General features: G+C 59.7%; 17 protein-coding genes. 12 read left to right on the top strand and 5 right to left on the bottom strand.

What is annotated here, in order from left to right; translation table 11 throughout:
- The first annotated feature begins 25 nt into the window (after window positions 1-25).
- Together PF1751_RS11995 and PF1751_RS11990 are read left to right on the top strand one after the other, a co-directional pair.
- On the top strand, window positions 26-1,318 hold the full coding sequence (locus PF1751_RS11995) for an MFS transporter (RefSeq protein WP_010210812.1): 1,293 nt from the start codon (window positions 26-28) through the stop codon (window positions 1,316-1,318).
- Complete coding sequence (locus PF1751_RS11990; protein WP_021491786.1) at window positions 1,315-2,292, top strand: 2-hydroxyacid dehydrogenase; 978 nt, start codon at window positions 1,315-1,317, stop codon at window positions 2,290-2,292. Before PF1751_RS11995 ends, PF1751_RS11990 begins: the two co-directional genes overlap by 4 nt.
- A gap of 131 nt (window positions 2,293-2,423) precedes the next feature.
- On the opposite strand, the gene PF1751_RS11985 is transcribed toward PF1751_RS11990, so the two are convergent.
- Entirely contained in the window at window positions 2,424-4,049 is a 1,626-nt protein-coding gene (locus PF1751_RS11985) for a methyl-accepting chemotaxis protein (RefSeq protein WP_010210815.1), read from the bottom strand.
- A 235-nt stretch (window positions 4,050-4,284) separates the two neighbouring features.
- On the opposite strand from PF1751_RS11985, the gene PF1751_RS11980 reads away from it, so the two are divergent.
- A complete protein-coding gene (locus tag PF1751_RS11980) occupies window positions 4,285-5,712 on the top strand; it encodes a nucleobase:cation symporter-2 family protein (RefSeq protein ID WP_010210816.1) in 1,428 nt (475 codons plus the stop codon).
- A gap of 12 nt (window positions 5,713-5,724) precedes the next feature.
- A complete protein-coding gene (locus tag PF1751_RS11975) occupies window positions 5,725-6,186 on the top strand; it encodes an LEA/WHy family protein (protein ID WP_010210817.1) in 462 nt (153 codons plus the stop codon).
- Window positions 6,187-6,225: 39 nt separating this feature from the next.
- On the opposite strand, the gene PF1751_RS11970 is transcribed toward PF1751_RS11975, so the two are convergent.
- Window positions 6,226-7,152, bottom strand: coding sequence for a carbon-nitrogen hydrolase family protein (locus PF1751_RS11970; protein WP_044287053.1), 927 nt, complete (start codon window positions 7,150-7,152; stop codon window positions 6,226-6,228).
- An 81-nt stretch (window positions 7,153-7,233) separates the two neighbouring features.
- Between PF1751_RS11970 and PF1751_RS11965 the strand changes: the two genes are divergently transcribed.
- The gene (locus PF1751_RS11965; RefSeq protein WP_021491789.1) at window positions 7,234-8,127 is read left to right on the top strand and encodes a LysR family transcriptional regulator; all 894 of its coding nucleotides are present in this window, start codon (window positions 7,234-7,236) and stop codon (window positions 8,125-8,127) included.
- Here PF1751_RS11965 and PF1751_RS11960 read toward each other — a convergent pair.
- A complete protein-coding gene (locus tag PF1751_RS11960) occupies window positions 8,120-8,374 on the bottom strand; it encodes a hypothetical protein (protein WP_003190904.1) in 255 nt (84 codons plus the stop codon). The two genes, PF1751_RS11965 and PF1751_RS11960, sit on opposite strands and share 8 nt — an antisense overlap.
- Window positions 8,375-8,537: 163 nt before the next feature.
- Here PF1751_RS11960 and PF1751_RS11955 point away from each other — a divergent pair, with 163 nt between their 5' ends.
- Window positions 8,538-8,858, top strand: coding sequence for an ElaB/YgaM/YqjD family protein (locus PF1751_RS11955; RefSeq protein ID WP_003217958.1), 321 nt, complete (start codon window positions 8,538-8,540; stop codon window positions 8,856-8,858).
- Between the two features lie 33 nt (window positions 8,859-8,891).
- Here PF1751_RS11955 and PF1751_RS11950 read toward each other — a convergent pair whose 3' ends face one another.
- Window positions 8,892-9,929, bottom strand: coding sequence for an Ldh family oxidoreductase (locus PF1751_RS11950; protein ID WP_042571576.1), 1,038 nt, complete (start codon window positions 9,927-9,929; stop codon window positions 8,892-8,894).
- 210 nt (window positions 9,930-10,139) lie between these two features.
- Here PF1751_RS11950 and PF1751_RS11945 point away from each other — a divergent pair, with 210 nt between their 5' ends.
- On the top strand, window positions 10,140-15,257 hold the full coding sequence (locus PF1751_RS11945; RefSeq protein ID WP_044287052.1) for a dermonecrotic toxin domain-containing protein: 5,118 nt from the start codon (window positions 10,140-10,142) through the stop codon (window positions 15,255-15,257).
- A 55-nt stretch (window positions 15,258-15,312) separates the two neighbouring features.
- On the opposite strand, the gene PF1751_RS11940 is transcribed toward PF1751_RS11945, so the two are convergent.
- Window positions 15,313-15,582 carry a PepSY domain-containing protein gene (locus PF1751_RS11940; RefSeq protein WP_010210833.1) on the bottom strand — a complete coding sequence of 90 codons (270 nt, stop codon included), beginning with the start codon at window positions 15,580-15,582 and terminating at the stop codon, window positions 15,313-15,315.
- Between the two features lie 142 nt (window positions 15,583-15,724).
- On the opposite strand from PF1751_RS11940, the gene PF1751_RS11935 reads away from it, so the two are divergent.
- The 5 genes from PF1751_RS11935 to PF1751_RS11915 all read left to right on the top strand — a co-directional run bounded on the left by PF1751_RS11935 (window position 15,725) and on the right by PF1751_RS11915 (window position 19,597).
- The gene (locus tag PF1751_RS11935) at window positions 15,725-16,720 is read left to right on the top strand and encodes a FecR family protein (protein WP_044287051.1); all 996 of its coding nucleotides are present in this window, start codon (window positions 15,725-15,727) and stop codon (window positions 16,718-16,720) included.
- A 329-nt stretch (window positions 16,721-17,049) separates the two neighbouring features.
- Window positions 17,050-17,499: a hypothetical protein gene (locus PF1751_RS11930; protein WP_021491793.1), complete on the top strand. Its 450-nt coding sequence runs from the start codon at window positions 17,050-17,052 to the stop codon at window positions 17,497-17,499.
- Entirely contained in the window at window positions 17,499-18,050 is a 552-nt protein-coding gene (locus PF1751_RS11925) for a hypothetical protein (RefSeq protein WP_044287050.1), read from the top strand. The genes PF1751_RS11930 and PF1751_RS11925 overlap by 1 nt, the downstream gene beginning before the upstream one ends.
- Before the next feature lie 67 nt (window positions 18,051-18,117).
- A complete protein-coding gene (locus PF1751_RS11920) occupies window positions 18,118-18,855 on the top strand; it encodes a hypothetical protein (RefSeq protein ID WP_010210840.1) in 738 nt (245 codons plus the stop codon).
- A gap of 61 nt (window positions 18,856-18,916) precedes the next feature.
- The gene (locus PF1751_RS11915; RefSeq protein ID WP_010210841.1) at window positions 18,917-19,597 is read left to right on the top strand and encodes a C39 family peptidase; all 681 of its coding nucleotides are present in this window, start codon (window positions 18,917-18,919) and stop codon (window positions 19,595-19,597) included.
- The last annotated feature ends 20 nt before the right edge of the window (window positions 19,598-19,617 follow it).

Raw genomic sequence — 19,617 nt, 5'->3', positions numbered from 1 at the left:
CTACAACAAGCTCAGGAGCAACCCCATGGAAACCGTGAAACTCGCCACCCGCCGCTGGTGGTACATCATGCCCATCGTTTTTATCACCTACAGCCTGGCGTACCTGGACCGCGCCAACTACGGCTTCGCCGCCGCCTCCGGCATGGCCGAAGACCTGATGATCACCCCCGGCATGTCGTCACTGCTGGGCGCGCTGTTTTTCCTCGGCTACTTTTTCTTCCAGGTGCCAGGAGCGATCTACGCGCAGAAGCGCAGCGTCAAGAAGCTGATCTTCGTCAGCCTGATCCTGTGGGGCGGCCTCGCCACCCTGACCGGCGTGGTGTCCAACGCCTACATGCTGATCGTGATCCGCTTCATGCTCGGCGTGGTCGAAGCCGCGGTGATGCCGGCGATGCTGGTGTACCTGTGCCATTGGTTCACCCGGGCAGAACGCTCACGCGCCAACACGTTCCTGATCCTCGGCAACCCGGTGACCATGCTGTGGATGTCGGTGGTATCAGGCTACCTGGTGCAGCATTTCAGCTGGCGCTGGATGTTTATCATCGAAGGCCTGCCGGCCGTGCTGTGGGCGTTTATCTGGTGGAAGCTGGCCGATGAGCGTCCAAAGGATGCCAAGTGGCTGAGCGACTCTGAGAAACAGGACCTGGAAACCGCGCTGGCCGCCGAGCAAGTCGGGATCAAGGCGGTGAAGAACTACGCCGAAGCCTTCCGCTCGCCCAAGGTGATCATCCTGGCCCTGCAATTCTTCTGCTGGAGCATTGGTGTGTACGGCTTCGTGTTGTGGCTGCCGTCGATCCTCAAGCAAGGCTTGCAGATGGACATGGTCGAGGCCGGCTGGCTGTCGGCGCTGCCCTACCTGGCGGCCGTGATTGGCATGCTGGCGGTGTCGTGGGGCTCGGACAAGCTGCAAAAGCGCAAGCGTTTCGTATGGCCACCGTTGCTGATTGCCTCCATTGCTTTCTACGCGTCCTACGTGCTCGGTGCCGAACACTTCTGGTGGTCCTACACCTTGCTGGTGATTGCCGGCGCCTGCATGTACGCGCCCTACGGTCCTTTTTTTGCGATTGTCCCGGAAATCCTGCCGGCCAACGTCGCCGGGGGCGCCATGGCGCTGATCAACAGCATGGGCGCCCTGGGCTCCTTTGGCGGCTCGTATCTGGTGGGCTACCTCAATAGCAGCACCGGTTCGCCCGGTACTTCGTACCTGCTGATGAGCGGCGCCTTGCTGCTGTCGGTGGTACTGACGATTTTTCTCAAGCCCGGCGCCAGTGATCGCACGCCGGCGCCCAACCTGGAATTAAAGGTAAAGACCGCATGAAAAAGTCTGTCGTGTTGTACAAGAAACTCTCTGCGCCACTGATGGCCCGCCTGCATGAGCAGACCGATGTCACGCTGATCGAAGCACTGGACGACACCGGCCTGGCCAAATTGCGCGATGCCCTGCCCGGCGCCCACGGTCTGCTAGGTGCCAGCCTACGGCTGGATGCCAAGTTGCTCGACCTGGCGCCACAGCTGGAGGCCGTGGCCAGCGTATCGGTCGGCGTCGACAACTACGATATCGACTACCTCACCGCGCGCGGCATCTTGCTCAGCAACACACCCGACGTGCTCACCGAAACCACCGCCGACACCGGTTTTGCATTGATCCTGGCCACCGCCCGGCGCGTGGTCGAACTGGCCGACATGGTCCGCGCCGGCCAATGGAACAAAAACATCGGCCCAGCGCATTTCGGCAGCGATGTGCATGGCAAGACCCTGGGCATCATCGGCATGGGCCGCATCGGCGAAGCGCTGGCCCAGCGTGGGCATTTTGGTTTTGGCATGCCGGTGATCTACCACAGCCATTCGCCCAAGCCGGCGGTGGAGGCGCGTTTTGGTGCGCAGTACCGCAGCTTGAACGACTTGCTGCAACAGGCCGACTTTGTCTGCCTGACGTTGCCGCTCACCGCCGAAACCGAGAAATTGATAGGCGCAGAACAGTTTGCGCGGATGGGCCCGGAGACGATCTTCATCAATATTTCGCGGGGCAAGGTGGTCGACGAGGCCGCGCTGGTGGAGGCGTTGCAACAGCGCACCATTCGGGCAGCGGGGCTGGATGTGTTTGAGAAGGAACCGCTGGATCACAGCTCGCCGTTGTTGCGCTTGAACAACGTGGTGGCCACGCCGCATATCGGCTCGGCCACCCATGAGACGCGGGAGGCCATGGCCAAATGTGCGGTGGATAATTTGCTGCAGGCGTTGGCCGGTGAGAAGCCGAAGAACCTGGTCAACGCCAACGCCTGGAACCGCTGATTTCTGACACCACAAACCCCATGTGGGAGCGGGCTTGCTCGCGAATGCGGTGTGTCAGTCGAGAGACGTCTTGACTGATCCACTGCATTCGCGAGCACGCCCCCGCTCCCCCATTTTGAGCGCATTTCAGGTCAGATAACGAAACGCGCCACCATTCCATTCAAATCCACCGCCAGGCGCGACAGTTCGTGGCTGGCTGCGCTGGTCTGATTGGCACCGGCCGCCGACTGGGTCGCCAGGTCACGGATGTTCACCAGGTTGCGGTCCACTTCGCGGGACACCTGGGCCTGTTCTTCCGAGGCGCTGGCGATCACCAGGTTGCGTTCGTTGATCAGGCTGATGGATTGGGTGATCTGCTCCAGGGCCACGCCGGCGGCGCGGGCCATTTCCAGGGTGGTCTGGGTGCGCTGGTTGCTCTGCTGCATCGATTGCACGGCCTCACCGGTGCCGTTCTGGATGCCGGCGACCATTTTCTCGATTTCCTGGGTCGACTGCGCGGTGCGATGGGCCAACGCTCGCACTTCGTCGGCCACCACCGCAAAGCCACGCCCGGCCTCACCGGCGCGAGCCGCTTCAATGGCGGCGTTGAGCGCCAGCAGGTTGGTCTGCTCAGCAATCGCACGGATCACGTCCAGTACCTTACCGATGTCGCGGCCCTGGGTGGCCAGGCCTTCAATCATCGCCGCAGTGTTTTGTACGTCCTGGGTCATGGTCTGGATGGCGCCGACGGTTTCCACCACACGGTCGCGGCCTTCACGGGCGGCCTGGTTGGACTGGCTGGACGCCTCGGAGGTGGACACCGCATTGCGCGCCACTTCTTCTACCGCCGCCGTCATCTCGTTGACTGCCGTGGCGGCCTGGTCGATTTCGTTGTTCTGTTGCTGCAAACCTTTGGAGGCTTCTTCGGTGACTGCGCTCAACTCTTCCGCTGCCGAGGCAAGCTGGGTGGCCGAGCCGGCGATGTGCTGGATGGTCTGGCGCAGGTTGGCCTGCATGGTGGCCAGGGCGCCGAGCAAGCGCGCCGGTTCGTCCTTGCCGTCGTCTTCGATCGCTTTGCTCAGGTTGCCGCCTGCGATGGTTTCAGCGACTTCTACGGCTTTGCGCAGTGGCGTGACAATGCTGCGGGTCAACAACCAGGCCAACAGCACGGTGAGCAATGCGGCAGCGACGGAAACCGCAATCACGCCGGTGATCGCGCCGTCGTAACTCTGCCCGGCATCAGTGTCGGCGGTCTTGGCATCGGCCACGTTGATGGCGATGAGCTTATTCAATTGCTCGCCCATCTGGTCGGTGCCGTCCTTGATGCGGCTGTTGATCAGCGCACGCATTTCATCCACTTTGCCCTGCTTGGACAACGCGAGCATGTCGGCCTGGGCCTTGAGGTAGTTGTCCAGCGTGACCATAAACGTTTTGTACAGCGCGGCTTCTTCCGGGCCGGCGGGCAGCGCAGCGTAACTGGCCTGGGCGGTCTTGACCTTGTCAACGAGCACACCTATGCGCGTTTCGGCCTCTTGCAGGCTGGCAGGCTCGCGGTTGACCAGCACGCGGAACGACAGGATGCGCAGGCGCAGCACGTTTTCCGTGATCACCCCCAGCGACGTCACGCTGGGCAGTTGGGTCGCGGTCATTTCCACTGAGGATTGCCGAATCTGTGCCATGCGGTTGACCGCAAACACCCCCAGTAAAATCACTAACAACGCAATGAAGGCGAAACCGAGAAACGCTCGAGGGGCAATGTTCAATTGGCGAAGGGACATAGGGGGGGCTCTCAGAAGTAGTGTTTGCGAGCGTCCCTGCTGCGAAACGATCAGTCGGCGTCAACGCGCCGTTCCGACCTGTGGTCACCACTGTTGTCGTTGGTATGTGGGCCTATCCTCGATATCGGCAGGGCCTGGGGTTTCCCGCAGGTCATTCATAAATATTTTTTTACACTTCTGACGACCGGCGCTTTCTGGCATCCTGCGCCTCCATTTTCTGACCCGAGCCCGTATTTTGTCTGACGCTCAAGCCCCCCGCCCGCGCTATAAATCCGACCTGATCTACGGCCTGGAAGACCGCCCGCACTTCACCGCGGCGATTTTTGCCGCGTTGCAGCACGTGCTGGCGAGTTTCGTCGGAATCATCACCCCCACGCTGATCGTCGGTGGCGTGCTGGGCCTGGAAAGCGAAGTGCCGTACCTGGTGAGCATGGCGCTGTTTGTGTCGGGGCTCGGCACCTTTGTGCAGGCGCGCACGTTCGGCCCGATCGGCTCGGGGCTGTTGTGCCTGCAGGGCACCAGTTTTTCCTTCATCAGCGTAATTCTCAGCGCGGGCTTCATGGTCAAGGCCCGGGGCGGCGGCACCGATGAGATCCTCTCGACGATCTTTGGCATCTGCTTCTTCGCCGCGTTTATCGAGGTGGTGCTGAGCCAGTTCATCGGCAAGCTGCGCAAGCTGATCACCCCGGTGGTCACCGGCACCATCATTACCTTGATGGGCTTGTCGCTGATCAAAGTCGCAGTCACTGACATGGCTGGCGGTTTCGGCGCCAGCGACCTCGGCGCGGCCAGTAATATGGGCCTGGCTGCGCTGGTACTGCTGACTATCGTGGTGCTCAACCGTTTCAACAACCCGTTCCTGCGCCTGGGCTCCATCGTGATCGGCCTGACCCTGGGCTTTGTGGTGGCCTGGCTGATGGGGCGTGTGGACATGGCGGCACTGCCTCAGGTGCCGTTGATCAGTGTGCCGGTGCCGTTCAAATACGGTTTCTCGTTCGACTGGGTGGCGTTTATCCCGGTGGCGGTGATCTTCCTGATATCGCCCTTGGAAGCGGCCGGTGACCTGACCGCCAATTCGATGATTTCCCAGCAGCCGGTCAAGGGCCCGCTGTATATCAAGCGCATCAAGTCCGGCCTGCTGGCCGACGGCCTCAACTCGGCGATGGCGGCCACCTTCAACAGCCTGCCGATGGTGACCTTCGCCCAGAACAACGGGGTGATTCAGTTGACCGGCGTGGCCAGCCGCTACGTGGCGTACTTCATCGCCGGGCTGCTGGTGCTGCTGGGGCTGTTCCCGATGATCGGCGCGGTGCTGCAATTGATGCCCAAGCCGGTGTTGGGCGGCGCCACGCTGATCATGTTCGGCACCGTGGCCGTGGCCGGCATCAAGATCCTCGCCGAAGCCGGGCTGCACCGCCGCAATGTGCTGATCGTGGCGATTTCCCTGGGCATGGGCCTGGGCGTGGCCGCCGTGCCGGAAGTGCTGCGTGACTTGCCCAAGGCGCTGCACAACATCTTCGAATCGCCGATCACCGTGGGGGCTTTCTGTGCAATCCTGCTGAACATTTTCCTGCCGGAAGAGTTCATAGAGCTGGAAGAAGATGAATTTGATCCGGAGTCTTCGACCCTTAAAGTGATGCAGGACCCGGACGTCACGAAATAGGAGCACTTATCAATGCGCAAGCTCATGGTTCTATCGCTGTTGCTACTGACCCTGAGCGCCTGCGCGCTGTTCCCCAACCGCGACCCGGTGAACATCAACGTGGTGGGTATCGAGCCCCTGCAAAGCCAGGACCTGGAAGTGCGATTCGCCGTGAAACTGCGGGTGCAGAACCCTAATGATACGGCGATCGACTACAACGGCGTGGCCCTGGACCTGGAGGTCAATGGCCGGCCGCTGGCGTCAGGGGTGAGTGATCAAAGCGGATCCATCCCACGCTTTTCCGAGACGGTTCTGACGGTGCCGGTCAGTGTTTCGGCGTTTTCTGTCTTGCGCCAGACCCTGGGCCTGAGCCAGACCCAGAGTTTGAACAACCTGCCCTACGTGTTGCGCGGCAAACTGGCGGGTGGACTGTTCGGCACGATGCGCTTTGTCGACCGTGGTACGTTGGACATGCCCAACACGGCCACCTGGTGACCGCCATGCAACCGACGCTGCACACCGAACGATTGCGTTTTAGTCGGTGATGTAGCGCACGCCTGGCTTGGCGCGCTCATCCACCACAAGTTCGAAAACATCCGGCCGGGCGTAGTGCCCCACCACGTCATAGTCATACCGCGCACGCACCAAATCATCCGTGTTGATTTGCGCCGTCAGCAGCCCGGCTTCTCCAAGCAGCGGCCCTGCCAGAATGTCACCCATGGGCCCGACAATCACACTGCCACCTGCAATCAACGCACGCTCGGCCGGCCAGTTCGCCACCTGAATCCCCAGCGCCTCGGGCGACGCCTGCACCTGGCACGCGCTCACCACAAAGCAACGTCCCTCATGGGCCACATGGCGCATGCTCACCTGCCACATCTCGCGCTCGTCCACCGTCGGCGCGCACCAGACCTCCACACCCTTGGCGTACATCGCCGTACGCAGCAGCGGCATCATGTTTTCCCAGCACACCGCGCCGCCGACACGTCCCACTGCCGTATCGATCACCGGCAGGGTAGAGCCGTCGCCCTTGCCCCAGATAAGCCGCTCGGTGCCGGTAGGCATCAACTTGCGGTGCTTGGCCACCAGACCGCCCGCCGGTTCGAAATACAGCACCGTGCAATACAGCGTGCTACCGCTGCGCTCGATCACACCGAGAACGAGGCTGGCGCCAGTGCGCGCCGACAGGCCTGCCAGCGCCTGCGTTTCAGGGCCTGGCACATCGATCGCATTATCAAAATAACGCGCGAAGGCTTCGCGACCTTCCGGCAGCCGATAACCCAACTGCGTGCCGAATGCCTCACCTTTGGGATAGCCACCCAGCAGCGCCTCGGGCATTACCACCAATTGCGCACCGCTGCGCAGGATCTCGTCCTCATAACTGAGGATCTGCGCCAGGGTTTCGCCCTTGCCGCCAGGCAGGGATCCGATTTGCAGGGCCGCCACAGTAGAAACAGGCATCGCATTCACTCCAGATAAAGGGGTTGCCCATTCTCCCGTCAGCCTCGATCATGAATAAAGCCCACTTCAGTGCTGAATGATATGAGCCAAATCAATATCGCCCAGGTCGATCTGAACCTACTGAAAACCTTCGAAGCCCTGCATGACGAGTCCAGCGCCAGCCGCGCCGCCTTGCGCCTGGGCGTGACGCAATCGGCCGTCAGCGCAGGCTTGCGGCGCTTGCGCGAGGTGTATGGTGATCAATTGTTCGTGCGCACCGGGCGTGGCCTGGCGCCGACCTTGCGGGCCAATCAACTGAAACCGGTAATCAGTGAAGCACTGGAACGCTGCCGGCAGAGCCTGGCCATGGTTGATCCGGACAATCAGCACTATCAGGGTCGGTCAGTGGTGTTGGGTTTATCCGATGATTTCGAAATTGCGTACGGCCGCCGGCTGATCGAGGCCATCGCACAACGGGCGCCCAGGCTGCGGGTGATTTTCCGTCAGACACATAGCCAGATCGTCGCGGGCGCCCTCCTCGACCGCACCCTGGATCTTGCTATCACAGCCGGTGGCTTTGCTCAGGGCCGGCTGAGTCGCCAAGTACTGGGAGAAGGCGATTACCGCTGTCTGGTGGATTCGGACCAAGCCAGCATCAGCCTGGAGGAATTCGTCACACGCGAGCATGTGCTGGTGTCATCCGGCGGGTTTATCGGGATTACTGACGAGGGCTTGGCGGCGCTGGGGCTGAGCCGCCAGGTATGTGCGTCCACCAGCCACTTCGCCGCGCTGCCCTTTCTGCTCAAGGGCAGTCAGGCGGTGGCGACCATTCCTGGGCATGCGGCACAGGCCATCGCGCAGATGACCGGCCTGCGCGTGCTGCCCTGCCCGCTGGCCTTGCCGCGCTACCCGGTGGAACTGGGCTGGCGTACCCAGGCGCAGCTTGATCCGCTGTTGCTGAAAGTGCGTGAAGCGATTGTGGCGAGTTTTACTTAGCCGCGGCCATCAGCTTGTTGACTTCGCTGCGCACCATGTTCGAAAACTCCGGCGGCGACATGCCGTCGAGTTCGGCGCGCACCCACTCGGCCCACTTGCCCTTACGCTTGGCGCGCTCGCCGAACAAACGCGCGGCCTCGCCCTTGGCCTTGCCCAGATTGGTTTGCCACAGGTCGTAGAGACGCGACTTTTCATCTTCCAGCTCGGCGCGTTCGGCGAGGGTCTTGTTGGCGAGATTGAAGCTCATGTTGAATTACCTGCTGCACAAATAGGCGACATCTTACACTGTAGGTCGAATATTCCAGATTCGGATTTTGCTCAAGGCCGGGCCTAAGCAAAAAAACTGCAACTTTTGCCATCGCCCGGCACTCCATTGATCACTGTCCCATTCACCCGCAAGGAGTCACACAATGGCCCGCAAATCCGCTGCCCAAGCTGTCGAAGACCAAATCAAGGATCAAGCCTTCAGCGAACTGACCGCGTTGATCGAAGAATCGGACAAACTGCTCAAAAGCAGCGCCTCCCTGGTAGGCGAAGAAGGTGAAACCCTGCGTGAGCAGGTCGCCATCAAGCTCAAACAAGCCCTGGACTCGGTGTCCAATGTGCGCGAGCGCAGCAAGCCGGTGGTCGATGCCACCGAGACCTACATCGGTGGCCACCCATGGCAGACCGTGGCGATCAGCGCCGGTTTCGGCCTGGTGGTGGGCCTGCTGCTCGGTCGCCGTAACTGAGCAACGGGGGCTGCGCTGCTGGCGCAGCCCCCGTCAATCTTCGGCCAATTCCTGCAACTGCTTTAAATCCTGCGCGTTAATCTCTATACCGATTTCCTGCGACTTCGCCCGCGAGCGATGACGCCGGTCCCCCGGCAAGCGCCGCAACCCCGCCGCATGCATCTGCCGCACCAGCTCCTGGCTGCGCTCGGCAAAGTTTTGCCCGGTGGTTTTACTCGGGTCGATCAAAATCACCAGCTGGCCCGTCCATGGCGTGCGCGCACCTGGATGATCCGACCAATTGAACTCGAACGAGAAGTTACCGCCCGTCAACGCGGCGGCCAGCAACTCGACCATCATCGACAGCGCCGAGCCCTTGTGCCCGCCAAACGGCAACAGCGCACCGCCTTCAAGAATGGCCTTGGGGTCCTGGGTCGGCTGACCCAGGCTGTCGACGCCCATGCCCGGCGGCAGGCGCTCACCTTTGCGCGCGGCAATTTGCACGTCGCCGTGGGCGATGGCGCTGGTGGCCAGGTCAAACACAATGGGAGGGCCGTCCGCCCGTGGTGCAGCGAACGCAATCGGGTTGGTGCCGAACAACGGCCGGTCGGCGCCATGGGGCACCACACAGGTCATGCTGTTGACCACACTCAGCGCCACCAGCCCTTCTTCGGCAAAGGGTTCGACGTCGGGCCACAGCGCCGCAAAGTGGTGGGAGTTGTGAATGGCCAGCAGCGCAATGCCGGCACTGCGGGCCTTGTCCACCAACAGTGAGCGGGCAGCTGCCAGCGCCGGCTGGGCAAAACCATTCACCGCATCCACCCGCACAAAGCCGCTGGCGACGTCTTCAACGATGGGCACCGCCTTGCCGTCAACCCAGCCGCTGTTCAACGTCGAGACGTAGCCGGGCACGCGAAACACCCCGTGGCTATGGGCCCCGTCGCGTTCGGCACTGGCGCAGTTTTCGGCCAGTACCTGAGCCACCGATTCAGACGTGCCCTGCCGGGTAAAGATGCGCTGCAACAGCAGCGTCAAGGCCTCATAGCTCAGGTGCGTGGTTGAAGGGGCGTGATCCAAAGGCGATGCAGACATCGGTAGCTCCCGTTTAATTATTGGAAGGGGCACTGCGTACGAACAATCGGCAGTCACGATTAAACAGTGTTTCGCGCGTGACTGTCGACCACGACAAGCAGCCCGGCGCATCAGACATATCTACTGCCGAACCCGCGTACCACGACTCTAGGCTCACGACGTCCCGGACGGGCTATTCGCACCGCCTCCGCACCTTTGAGGGTCCACCCTATGAGTCAGGTACAACCGCCTTACTTTTTTCCTGAAGTCCTGCGTTCGGTCTGGAAGGAACGCGATCGCGAACGACACTTTGGCATTGATGCCAACGACAGGGGGTTCTTGCGCAATCTGCCTTTGAGCAGCCATGAGGTACGGGGCAAGCAGGTGCCCCCCATGATCGCCCAGACGCTTTGGCTGAACAAAAACAGCCCGACCGAGCAGGAACTGGTGGGCAGTTTCATGATGAGTTCAACAGGCACCTACACCCGCGCCTTTCTGTACACGCCCTATGGCGGGCTGGAAAAATTCGACAGTCGGACTCTGTTGCTAAGTGAGTTGACTGAACGCCTCAAGACGCCGGCCAAAGCCGATGAGCTCTTGCAGTTCATTGCGCTGGGCACGCGTTCGGGATTGAAGCTGTCATCCCCTCTGGTGCTGACACCAGTGGATATTGAGGGCGATGTATTTGACCAGCAGAGAAAAGCCGTGGAGCAGCAGCAAACGCTCAACCTGCAAGCCGTGCTCGCCGAGCTGGTGAAATTGCCCAGCCTCGACATGATGCTCCAGTCGCTGCTCAGGTCGGTCTTCCACCCACTCTTCCCCGGGCTTGAGCCCAGCCAAACCCGAATCAACTTGTTCAAATTGCTATCCACCGAAGGGAAGCCACGGCAGTGGGTCAATTCGCTGTCGATCAGCGAGGCGCTCCTGATGCTTTACCGTCAGCAAGCCTGGCCGGCGGGGCAGACCCGCGAGTACTCCCATCCCTACGCCATCACCGCCGCCAACAACGCAACCCGCTGGGAAGATGGCCTGAAGCAGGCATCAGAACAATTGTCGTCGTTCTTGCAGAATACCCTTGAGACGTTTTGGAACACAGAGTCGCCAAACGGCACCTCACGCCGTGAATTCCTGGCACACACCATGGCGCACAAGGCTCGGATCGACCTACTGTTCAAACGCCAGAGTGAAATCATTACGCCTGAACACGCCGATAAACTGGCCGCGCTTTACCTTCCGGACGGCGCGCCGCGCTCCCAAGCCAGTGACGGATTACGTGTCGAGACGGTGAGGTTCTGGGAGCGCGCGTCTCACTTCGTCGAACTGACCAATTCGGTGATGATCAGCGATGTGCAGACCTGGTTTTATTCGCCGCCCAAGGGGCTGCAGGTACTGGCCGATCACGACGATCTGATTCATACCCTGAAGGCAATGGTTAAGGCCCCGGCCTATGAAGATGATGTCTACAACGCTCTGTCCCTGGAGGAGCGCCTGTGGTTTATCGGTTTCAACCAACCGTCGGTCAGCGGCAACCTCATCGTCGGCAACGTGTTTGAACACCTGATGGAGGGCATCATCGACAAACAGAAACAGAACCTGATCTACGTGCTCGGCCAATTCCGACGCGAACGCGGCGATATCAACCTCTCGGCGTTGCTGGATCATGCCATGGACGTGCGCTTCATGATCGATGACAAGCTCTTGACGCTGGACACTGCGCACCGCTGGACCACCCACTCAGTGTTGGCCGACCCGCTTCGGCCCATTTCGGTCGCCGCTAAACGAGCGGAGCAGGCGCATAAACAGTTGATTGATATCCCCGACGCGCTGGAGAACCTGGTCAAACCACTGCCGTCGATCACCGCCCCGCTGGCCGAAGCCTTGTCGAGCCGCGAGCGGCAGGCAGTCGACCCTGAACGGGTGTACATCAATCGCTACACCGACGATGCGCCCCCCTACCCCCTTGTGCTGCCACTGGACAGCCAAAGCCTGGCGGACCATTTCGCCGCACGTCTGGCCGAAGGGGCTGGCCCGGTCCCTGAAACCCGCCATTACGGCGTTTACAAGCCAGACCACACCGCTTATGGGCAACAACTGACTCATGTGGACGTGAGGTCGCTCAATCGGATCGTCAATCAGGTGTTGGCCCACTACAAAGAGCAGGGCATCCACGACGCCCCCCGTAAACACCTTCAGGACCTGCTACCGCAGATGGGGGTCATGATGTCCAACGCGATACGCCACCAGGCCTATCTGCGACGTCTTAACAAGACCCTGGACGCCAGGGATGAGGCCATCATTCAAGCCGTGTTTGACCCGTTCAACCCTGACCGTCGTCGACGGGAAGACCTGGAAGGGTTTATCCCCGATGTCTATCGCATCACCGTCCAACGCGATGAAGAAGCACTGCGGCACAGCCTGGCCAATTGCCTGATGATCACCGAGCGCGGTGGACTTGATCACCAGCATTCGGGTCGCGCCATTCTCTGGACACCGGCCTGGGGCCTGGAAAGTTTCGTTTCTCCCTCCGTGGCAAAACAGCAGCTTGAGGTGCGCCTGAGCGACCCCTGCGCGTGCTTGGCACTGTTGGAAAACCTGGACCCGCGCCAACGCCAGCCGCATGCCAACTACAGCTTGGGGGCATTCTGGCTGATCACCGAACCGATCAGCGAAAATCGCCAGCAGTCCTGGATCGACCACTACATCGCACAAAGGGCCCATTGGTTGGCACAGAAGCCAAATGGCAAAGCACTGTTAAATCTTATGGCGGTACTGCCTACCCCTGTCCTTGGGGGGGCTGCACAGCTCGCCCATCATTTTATGGCACAACGCTCACTACCCGCTTGGCTCGGCATGGCGAGCCCTGCTGAACAGCAGCACCATGCTGAGTTACTTGAGCAATATCGGCTCAACACCCTGGATCAAAAAGACTATCTGTATGAGTGTTCCTCGCTACGCCAGCGGGTTCACGACACGCTGAACGAGATGCTGGTGGACTATTCTGTTGACCCGGAAGACGTGTTTATCACGCCACGGCTTGCCATGGGTGGTCAACGACAGAACCTCACCGATTACGCCTTGGCCCACATCAATGAGCAGGCGAGTGCCTTCACTGTGGAGTCGGCGGTAACCCAACTGACCGAATCAACGATCCGGCCACTCCTGCTTAAATTGAACATCGCCCAGGCCACTCAGGACTACCTGAAAGAGAAACTAGCCTCAGGGCAACCAGGTGCACTGGAGCGTGAGCAGCGTTTTATCCGGCAATTACCCTGGCAACTGTTGCAACAGGCCCATGCGCTGAAACTGCAGGAGCGGTTATCGGAGGCTGGCTACAACCTGATTCGTCAGGTCTTCGACATGCCGGACGCCGTCGCCCGAGCCACGATTTCGGGCGCCACGGCAAGTATTCGGCCCCTTGAGATGATTGCCACACCTGGCGCCAGAATCGTCAAGGCACTGGGTCTTTACGTGATGGGTGCCGGTGCTACTGGGCCGTTGATTCTCTATGCGCCTTACTACCCAGGGCAGTGCTTCATGGAGTTCGAGCACCAGGCGCAGTTTCTCCTCCACCTGAATGCCCCAGGCATGCTGCAGGACTGGATCATCGCCCACCTGGAAGGCGCAGATAAGACGACGTATAAAAATTTGCTGATCAGCACAGCAGGTGCCACCTCCGACATCACCTTGGCCAATCACCCAATAAGAGGTCACGCCATCAAGCAGCTCTATCAGGACAACCAAGTGGTGATGGGGCGGATGCTGAAACACCAGCAGGACCCCGATGGCGCGGGTTTATGGGGCACCGTCAAAAGCCTCTTGAGCGGCGGCGTGCGGATCGTCGCGCAATTCTTGCCAGGAACGCTGCAGATACCGGTGGTGATCTGGCAGAGCTATAAACTGTTCAAAGACTCTGCCGAGGCACTGCAACAGCATCATTGGCAGGATGCACTGCGCTCATTCATTCTTGGTGTTGCAACAATGGCAAGGCTGGAGCGGCTGATGCGCACGCCAGCTCCCAAAGCAGCTCCCCCTGTCTACAAAGAAGTGAACGAACGCGATTTGAGCCCCTCCGACACAGTCGTCGCGCCGACCGTCAAGGACATCGACGTGACCGACCCCAGGCGCACACGCCTGCAAACCTACGAAACCAGCCAAGTGGCGTTGATAGATTTGAAAAAACAGGCGGAAACCGGCCTCTACGCTGCTGCCGACGGCAGGTCGCTCTACGGTGCCGTGGAGGGCAAGGTTTACTCGATCAAAAATAGCCCACAACTGAGGATCGCCGGCCTGTCCACCAACAGTGACGGCCCGCTGCTATCCCGTACCCCTCGGCAGCAACAGGTGCTGGCCCCGCATTATCACCCGCTGCAATACGGCCAAGCGATCACGCGGCTGGGTAATCATTATGTGACGCGTTTGAACGCCTCGCTTGACATGAATATCGAAGCGACTGGCATGGATGAAATTCGCCGAATCTACCCGATCAAGGCCCAGCAGATTATCGAGGCCCTGGACATCGCACGCCTCTACGCATTGCGCGCGATGCATAACCTGGTTCAACTCCGACGCCTGACGCCAGGCACACGCCTTGATGACTTCCTGAAGCGGCTGTTTGACGTCAAAAACGTTGATGCTGGCCTCCTGAAGAAAGTGCATGATGCCATCACCCCGCTGTGCAAAGCCTTGGTAGACCCGGACCTCGACGGGTGGGACACCTCACGTTTTGTGGTCGGGGCGAACAGAAATCCCTCGCAAAGGGTGATCGCGTTCACTGTCTCCGGCGACAGAAAAAACCAAGTGTTCTTTACCGAGCTGTTTTTTGATCAACAACTCCGGCACAAGTACATCACTCTGTTGACCGAACCCTTCAACATTGACGGCCATGCGCGAGCGGCCACACTGATTCACGAGTTCGCCCATCTCTACGCGCGCGCCGAAGATATCACCTACATAGAGGCGCGTCGGCCCTTCGCGGACCTGATTGACACCACGAATCAAAGAGGCAGGTTCGAACACACACTGTTGCAAGCCTTTCAGCACAACGTTCTGTCACTGCGCACGCCGTTTAATCAGCTGTTCTCGCGTTGGTACCCTAGGTCCGGGAGCTCTGGCACCTCCGGCAACTCCGGTAATTGGGTCACCATGGACGCTTCCAACTCGGAAGATCTAGCCGCCAAGGCAATCCTGGAAACCACAGCCAGCACGAGCATTGATGAGGCACGTAGAGCATTTTTAGATACCGCATCAGCCGACAAACGCATTGACACGATTCTGCGCAACGCCGACTCCGTTGCCAGGCTTATTTGTGAAATGGGGCGCGCACTCGACCCTGAACAGGGTACGCGTTAAATGTTCCGGCGCCCCATTGGAGCTGGGAGCCCGAACGGGCTCCCGGCGGGCAGCGTCAGTCTTTCTGATCGCGCAGAACATTGCCCGACGCGCCATCAATACGCGCTTCATAGACTGTGCCGTCGGACTTGCGCCCTTTGACTTCCCAATAGCCATTGTCATCGGCTTCGGCCGCGTAAACCTCGACATAACCGGCCTTGGTCTTGGCGACTTCAATAGCCTTTTCAATGGTAATCCAGCCCGCCCCCGGTTTATCCGCCAGGGCTGCGCCAGCACTGAGCAGTGCAGTGGTTGCGCACACAGCGACTAAGGTTTTCTTCAGCATATTCGTTCTCCATTGTGGGAATGTCCTGAATTTTTTAGGCGCTCTCAAACAAGAATAAGTTCCAATTGATGTGCAATCGCCATGACGGCTGTTCTCGCCACCGGCCTGCGGAGGTTAGAATGTGGGAAATCAGGATGAGTCAATGACCGAAAAGTCCCTTTCAGAAGCCGAATACGACGCCATCACCGACGCTGCCGCGCATTGGTGCATGCGCCTGCACGCGGTTGATTGCACCGCGAGTGAACGTCAGGCTTTTGAACAATGGCACGATGCCCACCCGCTGCATGCTTTCGAGTACGCGGCCATGCTGGAAATCTGGGACGTCGCCGACCACCTGCCACGCAATGAACCCACGACAACGGTGGTGCCCTTCAAGCCCCGTCGTCGCCTGCGCACCTATGCGGTAGCGGCCGCGATCTGTCTGGTCGCCCTGCCCCTGGCGGCCTTTACCGGCTGGGAAGCGGGATGGCTGCCCAGTTCCTATGAACGCTTTGATGCCACCCATGGCCTGCGCCAGGTGACGCTCGGGGATGGCAGCCAGGTGGAACTCAACCTGGGCACCCAATTGGTCTATAGCAATTACAAAGACCAGCGCCGCGTAACGCTGAAGAAAGGCGAAGCGTTCTTCAAGGTCAGTCATGACACCGCGCATCCGTTTATCGTGCACGCCGGCGAAGGCCAGGTGCGGGTCACGGGCACTCAGTTCAACGTGTGGAAGTATGAAGACCAGGTGCGCGTGACGCTGCTCGAAGGCTCGGTGCAGATCTCCAGCGACAAAGTGCATGGCAGCGTGCCACTGACCCCCGGCATGCAGGCCAACTACCAACACGGCGATGCCACGCCGCGCGTAAGGACGATGAGTCCCAACGACACGGCGCTGGCCTGGCGCCAGGGCAAGCTGATCCTCGACAACCTGGCCCTGGCCGACGCGCTACCGCTGATCAACCGCTACCTGAGCAAACCGGTGATGCTCGCCGACGCCAACACCGGCACGATCCGCATCGGCGGCATCTACAACATCAACGAGGTCAACAACCTCGTTCCCTCCCTGCCCAAGGTTCTGCCGGTCTACCTGACCCAGAACCAGGACGGCAACCCCGTACTCAATTCCATCCCGCGTAAAGCACCGAAAGGCTGAGCCATTGCCTACAGGCACAGGGTTCTGTGCGCGTGGAGTGTCCGTTTTTTTAACACACTGTCGGCCTGAATCGCCCGTGCGGAGCGGATTCATGGTTTTGTCATGGACAGTGTTTCAACACTGATACAGCGGGATGAAACGTTTGTGCGATGACAGAAGTGCAAGGGTTCCACTTGGCGCTGTCTCACGGATGAAACAGCCGTGACATCACTTTGCCCCACAAAAAACCTAACCCCATGAATAATCAAGACAAATAGAAAGCGGCACGGCTTCTGCTCTATCCCTTACAGCGCTGTTTAGGGTCAGCGCGAAGCATAAGGAAGACCGCCGTGATCACACTCAATCAAGCGTCGCTGAACGTATTGCTGATCAGCTGTTTACTCAGTGCCGGCATCAGTGTTCCGAGCTTTGCGGGTGACGGCGTTATTGTGACGGGCCGCGACGTACAAGGGCACATGTACGGTCGACCTTCATTCGGCAAAGACCCCTACCCAACCACGGCTAACGCAAATCCAAGCCGGGACATCATCAGCGCCACCGGCGAACTCAGTGATTCGGCGATTGGCGGCATCAGCAGCGGCTCAAGCATTGCCCGCTCGATTCAGTCCACCAGCAACCTGAACCACTTGACCGCCACCCAAAACGGCATGTCGACCCTGGGTGCCGGCTCGGCAGCCGGTCATGGTGCGGGCAGCAGCATGGGCGGGCAGATCAGCGACTCGATCCAGCGTGGCATGGCGCCCCTGAACAACATCGGCAGCATGATGGGGGGCAAATAATGAACCGTTCGTTGCTCATTCTGGCCCTGCTGGGCAGCGCCGCGGCCATGGCCGACAACACTGCGGTGATCAACAACAGCGGCAAAGACTATGTCGGCAACGTGATGATCAATCAGGCGGCGGGCAACCAACAGCAATCGGCCAACAATCGCGCCGTAGCGCTCGGGGGCCAGGCCTCCACCCGCACTGTCCAGAATATGGATGGCAAGGTCGACTCCGCCCTGAGCGCCAAGGCGACGATCGAGGGCACTTCTTTTACCAATGGCAACGGCATGCTGGGCATCAACCAGTCGGCCGGGGCCAATAACCAATCAATCAATGCCGTGCGGATCAGCCTCAACCCTGGCCCGCAAAGCATCGACGACAGCGTCCTGTTGCAACAGAACACGACGACGCTGGCAACCGACTCAGGGCTCACCCCCACCACTGGCAGCCGCCAGGTCGTGACAAGCGACCAGGCCTTCACCGGCAGCCGAGGAGTGATTCAGGTGAACCAGAGTGCCGGGGTGGGGAACCGAGTGGCTAACACCTTGGGCATCACTATCAAGTAACAGCTTGGTAGCACACGTTAGACCGTACCAACACTTAACCAACTAATTAGAAGCAAGGAGAAACACCATGAAACCTCAAATGGCTCTGAAACCACTGGTTTTCGCTCTCGCCGCACTCATGGCTGCTGCTGCTCAAGCAAATGGCTGGCACCCTGCGCCTCAACCAACCGGTGTTGTTGCCTCTGTCGTGACAGACGTACAAAACAGCGCAGGCAACCGCTTCGACGACACCAACACCGAAAACAACGCCTCTGCCGATGATTCGGTTAATAGCAACAGCGGTAACACCGGTGTGAACGCTCAGGCTGGCAGTGGCAACCAGGCAGACAACTCTGGCGCCATCTCCAGTGCCAAAGGTGACTATGCAAGCGTGTTCGCCGTGGTCGATGTGAATCAAAACAGCGGTCTGAACAACTTCGTTAACAAAGGCACACAAAACAATGCCTCCCTGGACAACTCGGTTAACGGCAACTCCGGTAACGTCGGTTACAACGGCCAAGCCGGTCAAGGCAACCAAGGTAAAAACAACCTGGCAATCACCACCGCTGATGGCAAAAACATCGCAGCGGCCGCCAACACCGAGCAAAACTCGCTCGCCAACAGCTACCTCAACACCGCTACTTCCGGGTATGGCCATTATGGCAAACCTCAGTACGTATCGAACAACTCCAGCCTCAACAACTCGGTTAACCGCAACTCCGGCAACACAGGTGTAAACCTGCAATCCGGTGCCGGCAACCAAGGCAGCAACAGCCTGTCGATCGGTCAAGGTTGCACCGTTTGCACCAGCGGCGTGCGCTTCTGATCCAATCGGGCCTTGGCAACAAGGCCCTTTTTTATTCCAGTGTCCAACAGGTCACACGATCATGCGCCTCGCGACCCTTACCCTCCTGATGTTGCTCACCGGCCCAACCTGGGCAGGCACCATGGCGATCTCCGCCATGCCTGGCGGTGCAGTCATCTACAAGAAGGTCGAGAGTATCCGTGAACGCCGGTTCGCCAACCTGGTGGAACAGAAAACCGATTTCAGCTGCGGTGCTGCGGCACTCGCCACCATCCTGCGCCAGGGCTATTGGCTGGACGTAGACGAAGACCACGTCATCAAAGGCATGCTGGTCAATGCAGACCAGGACCTGGTACGTACCCAGGGTTTTTCCATGCTGGACATGAAGCGCTACCTCGAAAGCATCGGCATGCGTGCCCGGGGTTACAAGATCGGGCCAGAGACCCTGGTGACCGTGAAAATCCCTGTGGTGGTGCTGCTGGAGATTCGTGGCTACAAGCACTTCGTGGTGTTACAGCGCGCGGACAAGGACTGGGTCTATATCGGCGACCCGGTGCTGGGCCATAAACGCTATTCACACGACGACTTCGTCAAAGGCTGGAATGGCATTGTCTTCGCCATCCTGGGTGAAGGTTACGACAAGGCCAACGCCTTGCTCGACCCACCCACACCGCTGACCGCCAAAAACCAGATGAATGAGTTCAGGCCCGTAGGCGATGCAGAGCTGATGGATTTCGGTTTCATCCAGAGCGACTTCTTTTAACAGAAGCGCAATAAGGGGCA

Source organism: Pseudomonas simiae, assembly GCF_000934565.1.
In the GTDB taxonomy this organism is placed as follows: domain Bacteria; phylum Pseudomonadota; class Gammaproteobacteria; order Pseudomonadales; family Pseudomonadaceae; genus Aquipseudomonas; species Aquipseudomonas simiae.
Note: the sequence above shows the minus strand (reverse complement) of the source record. Positions and strands in the feature narration are given on the sequence as shown.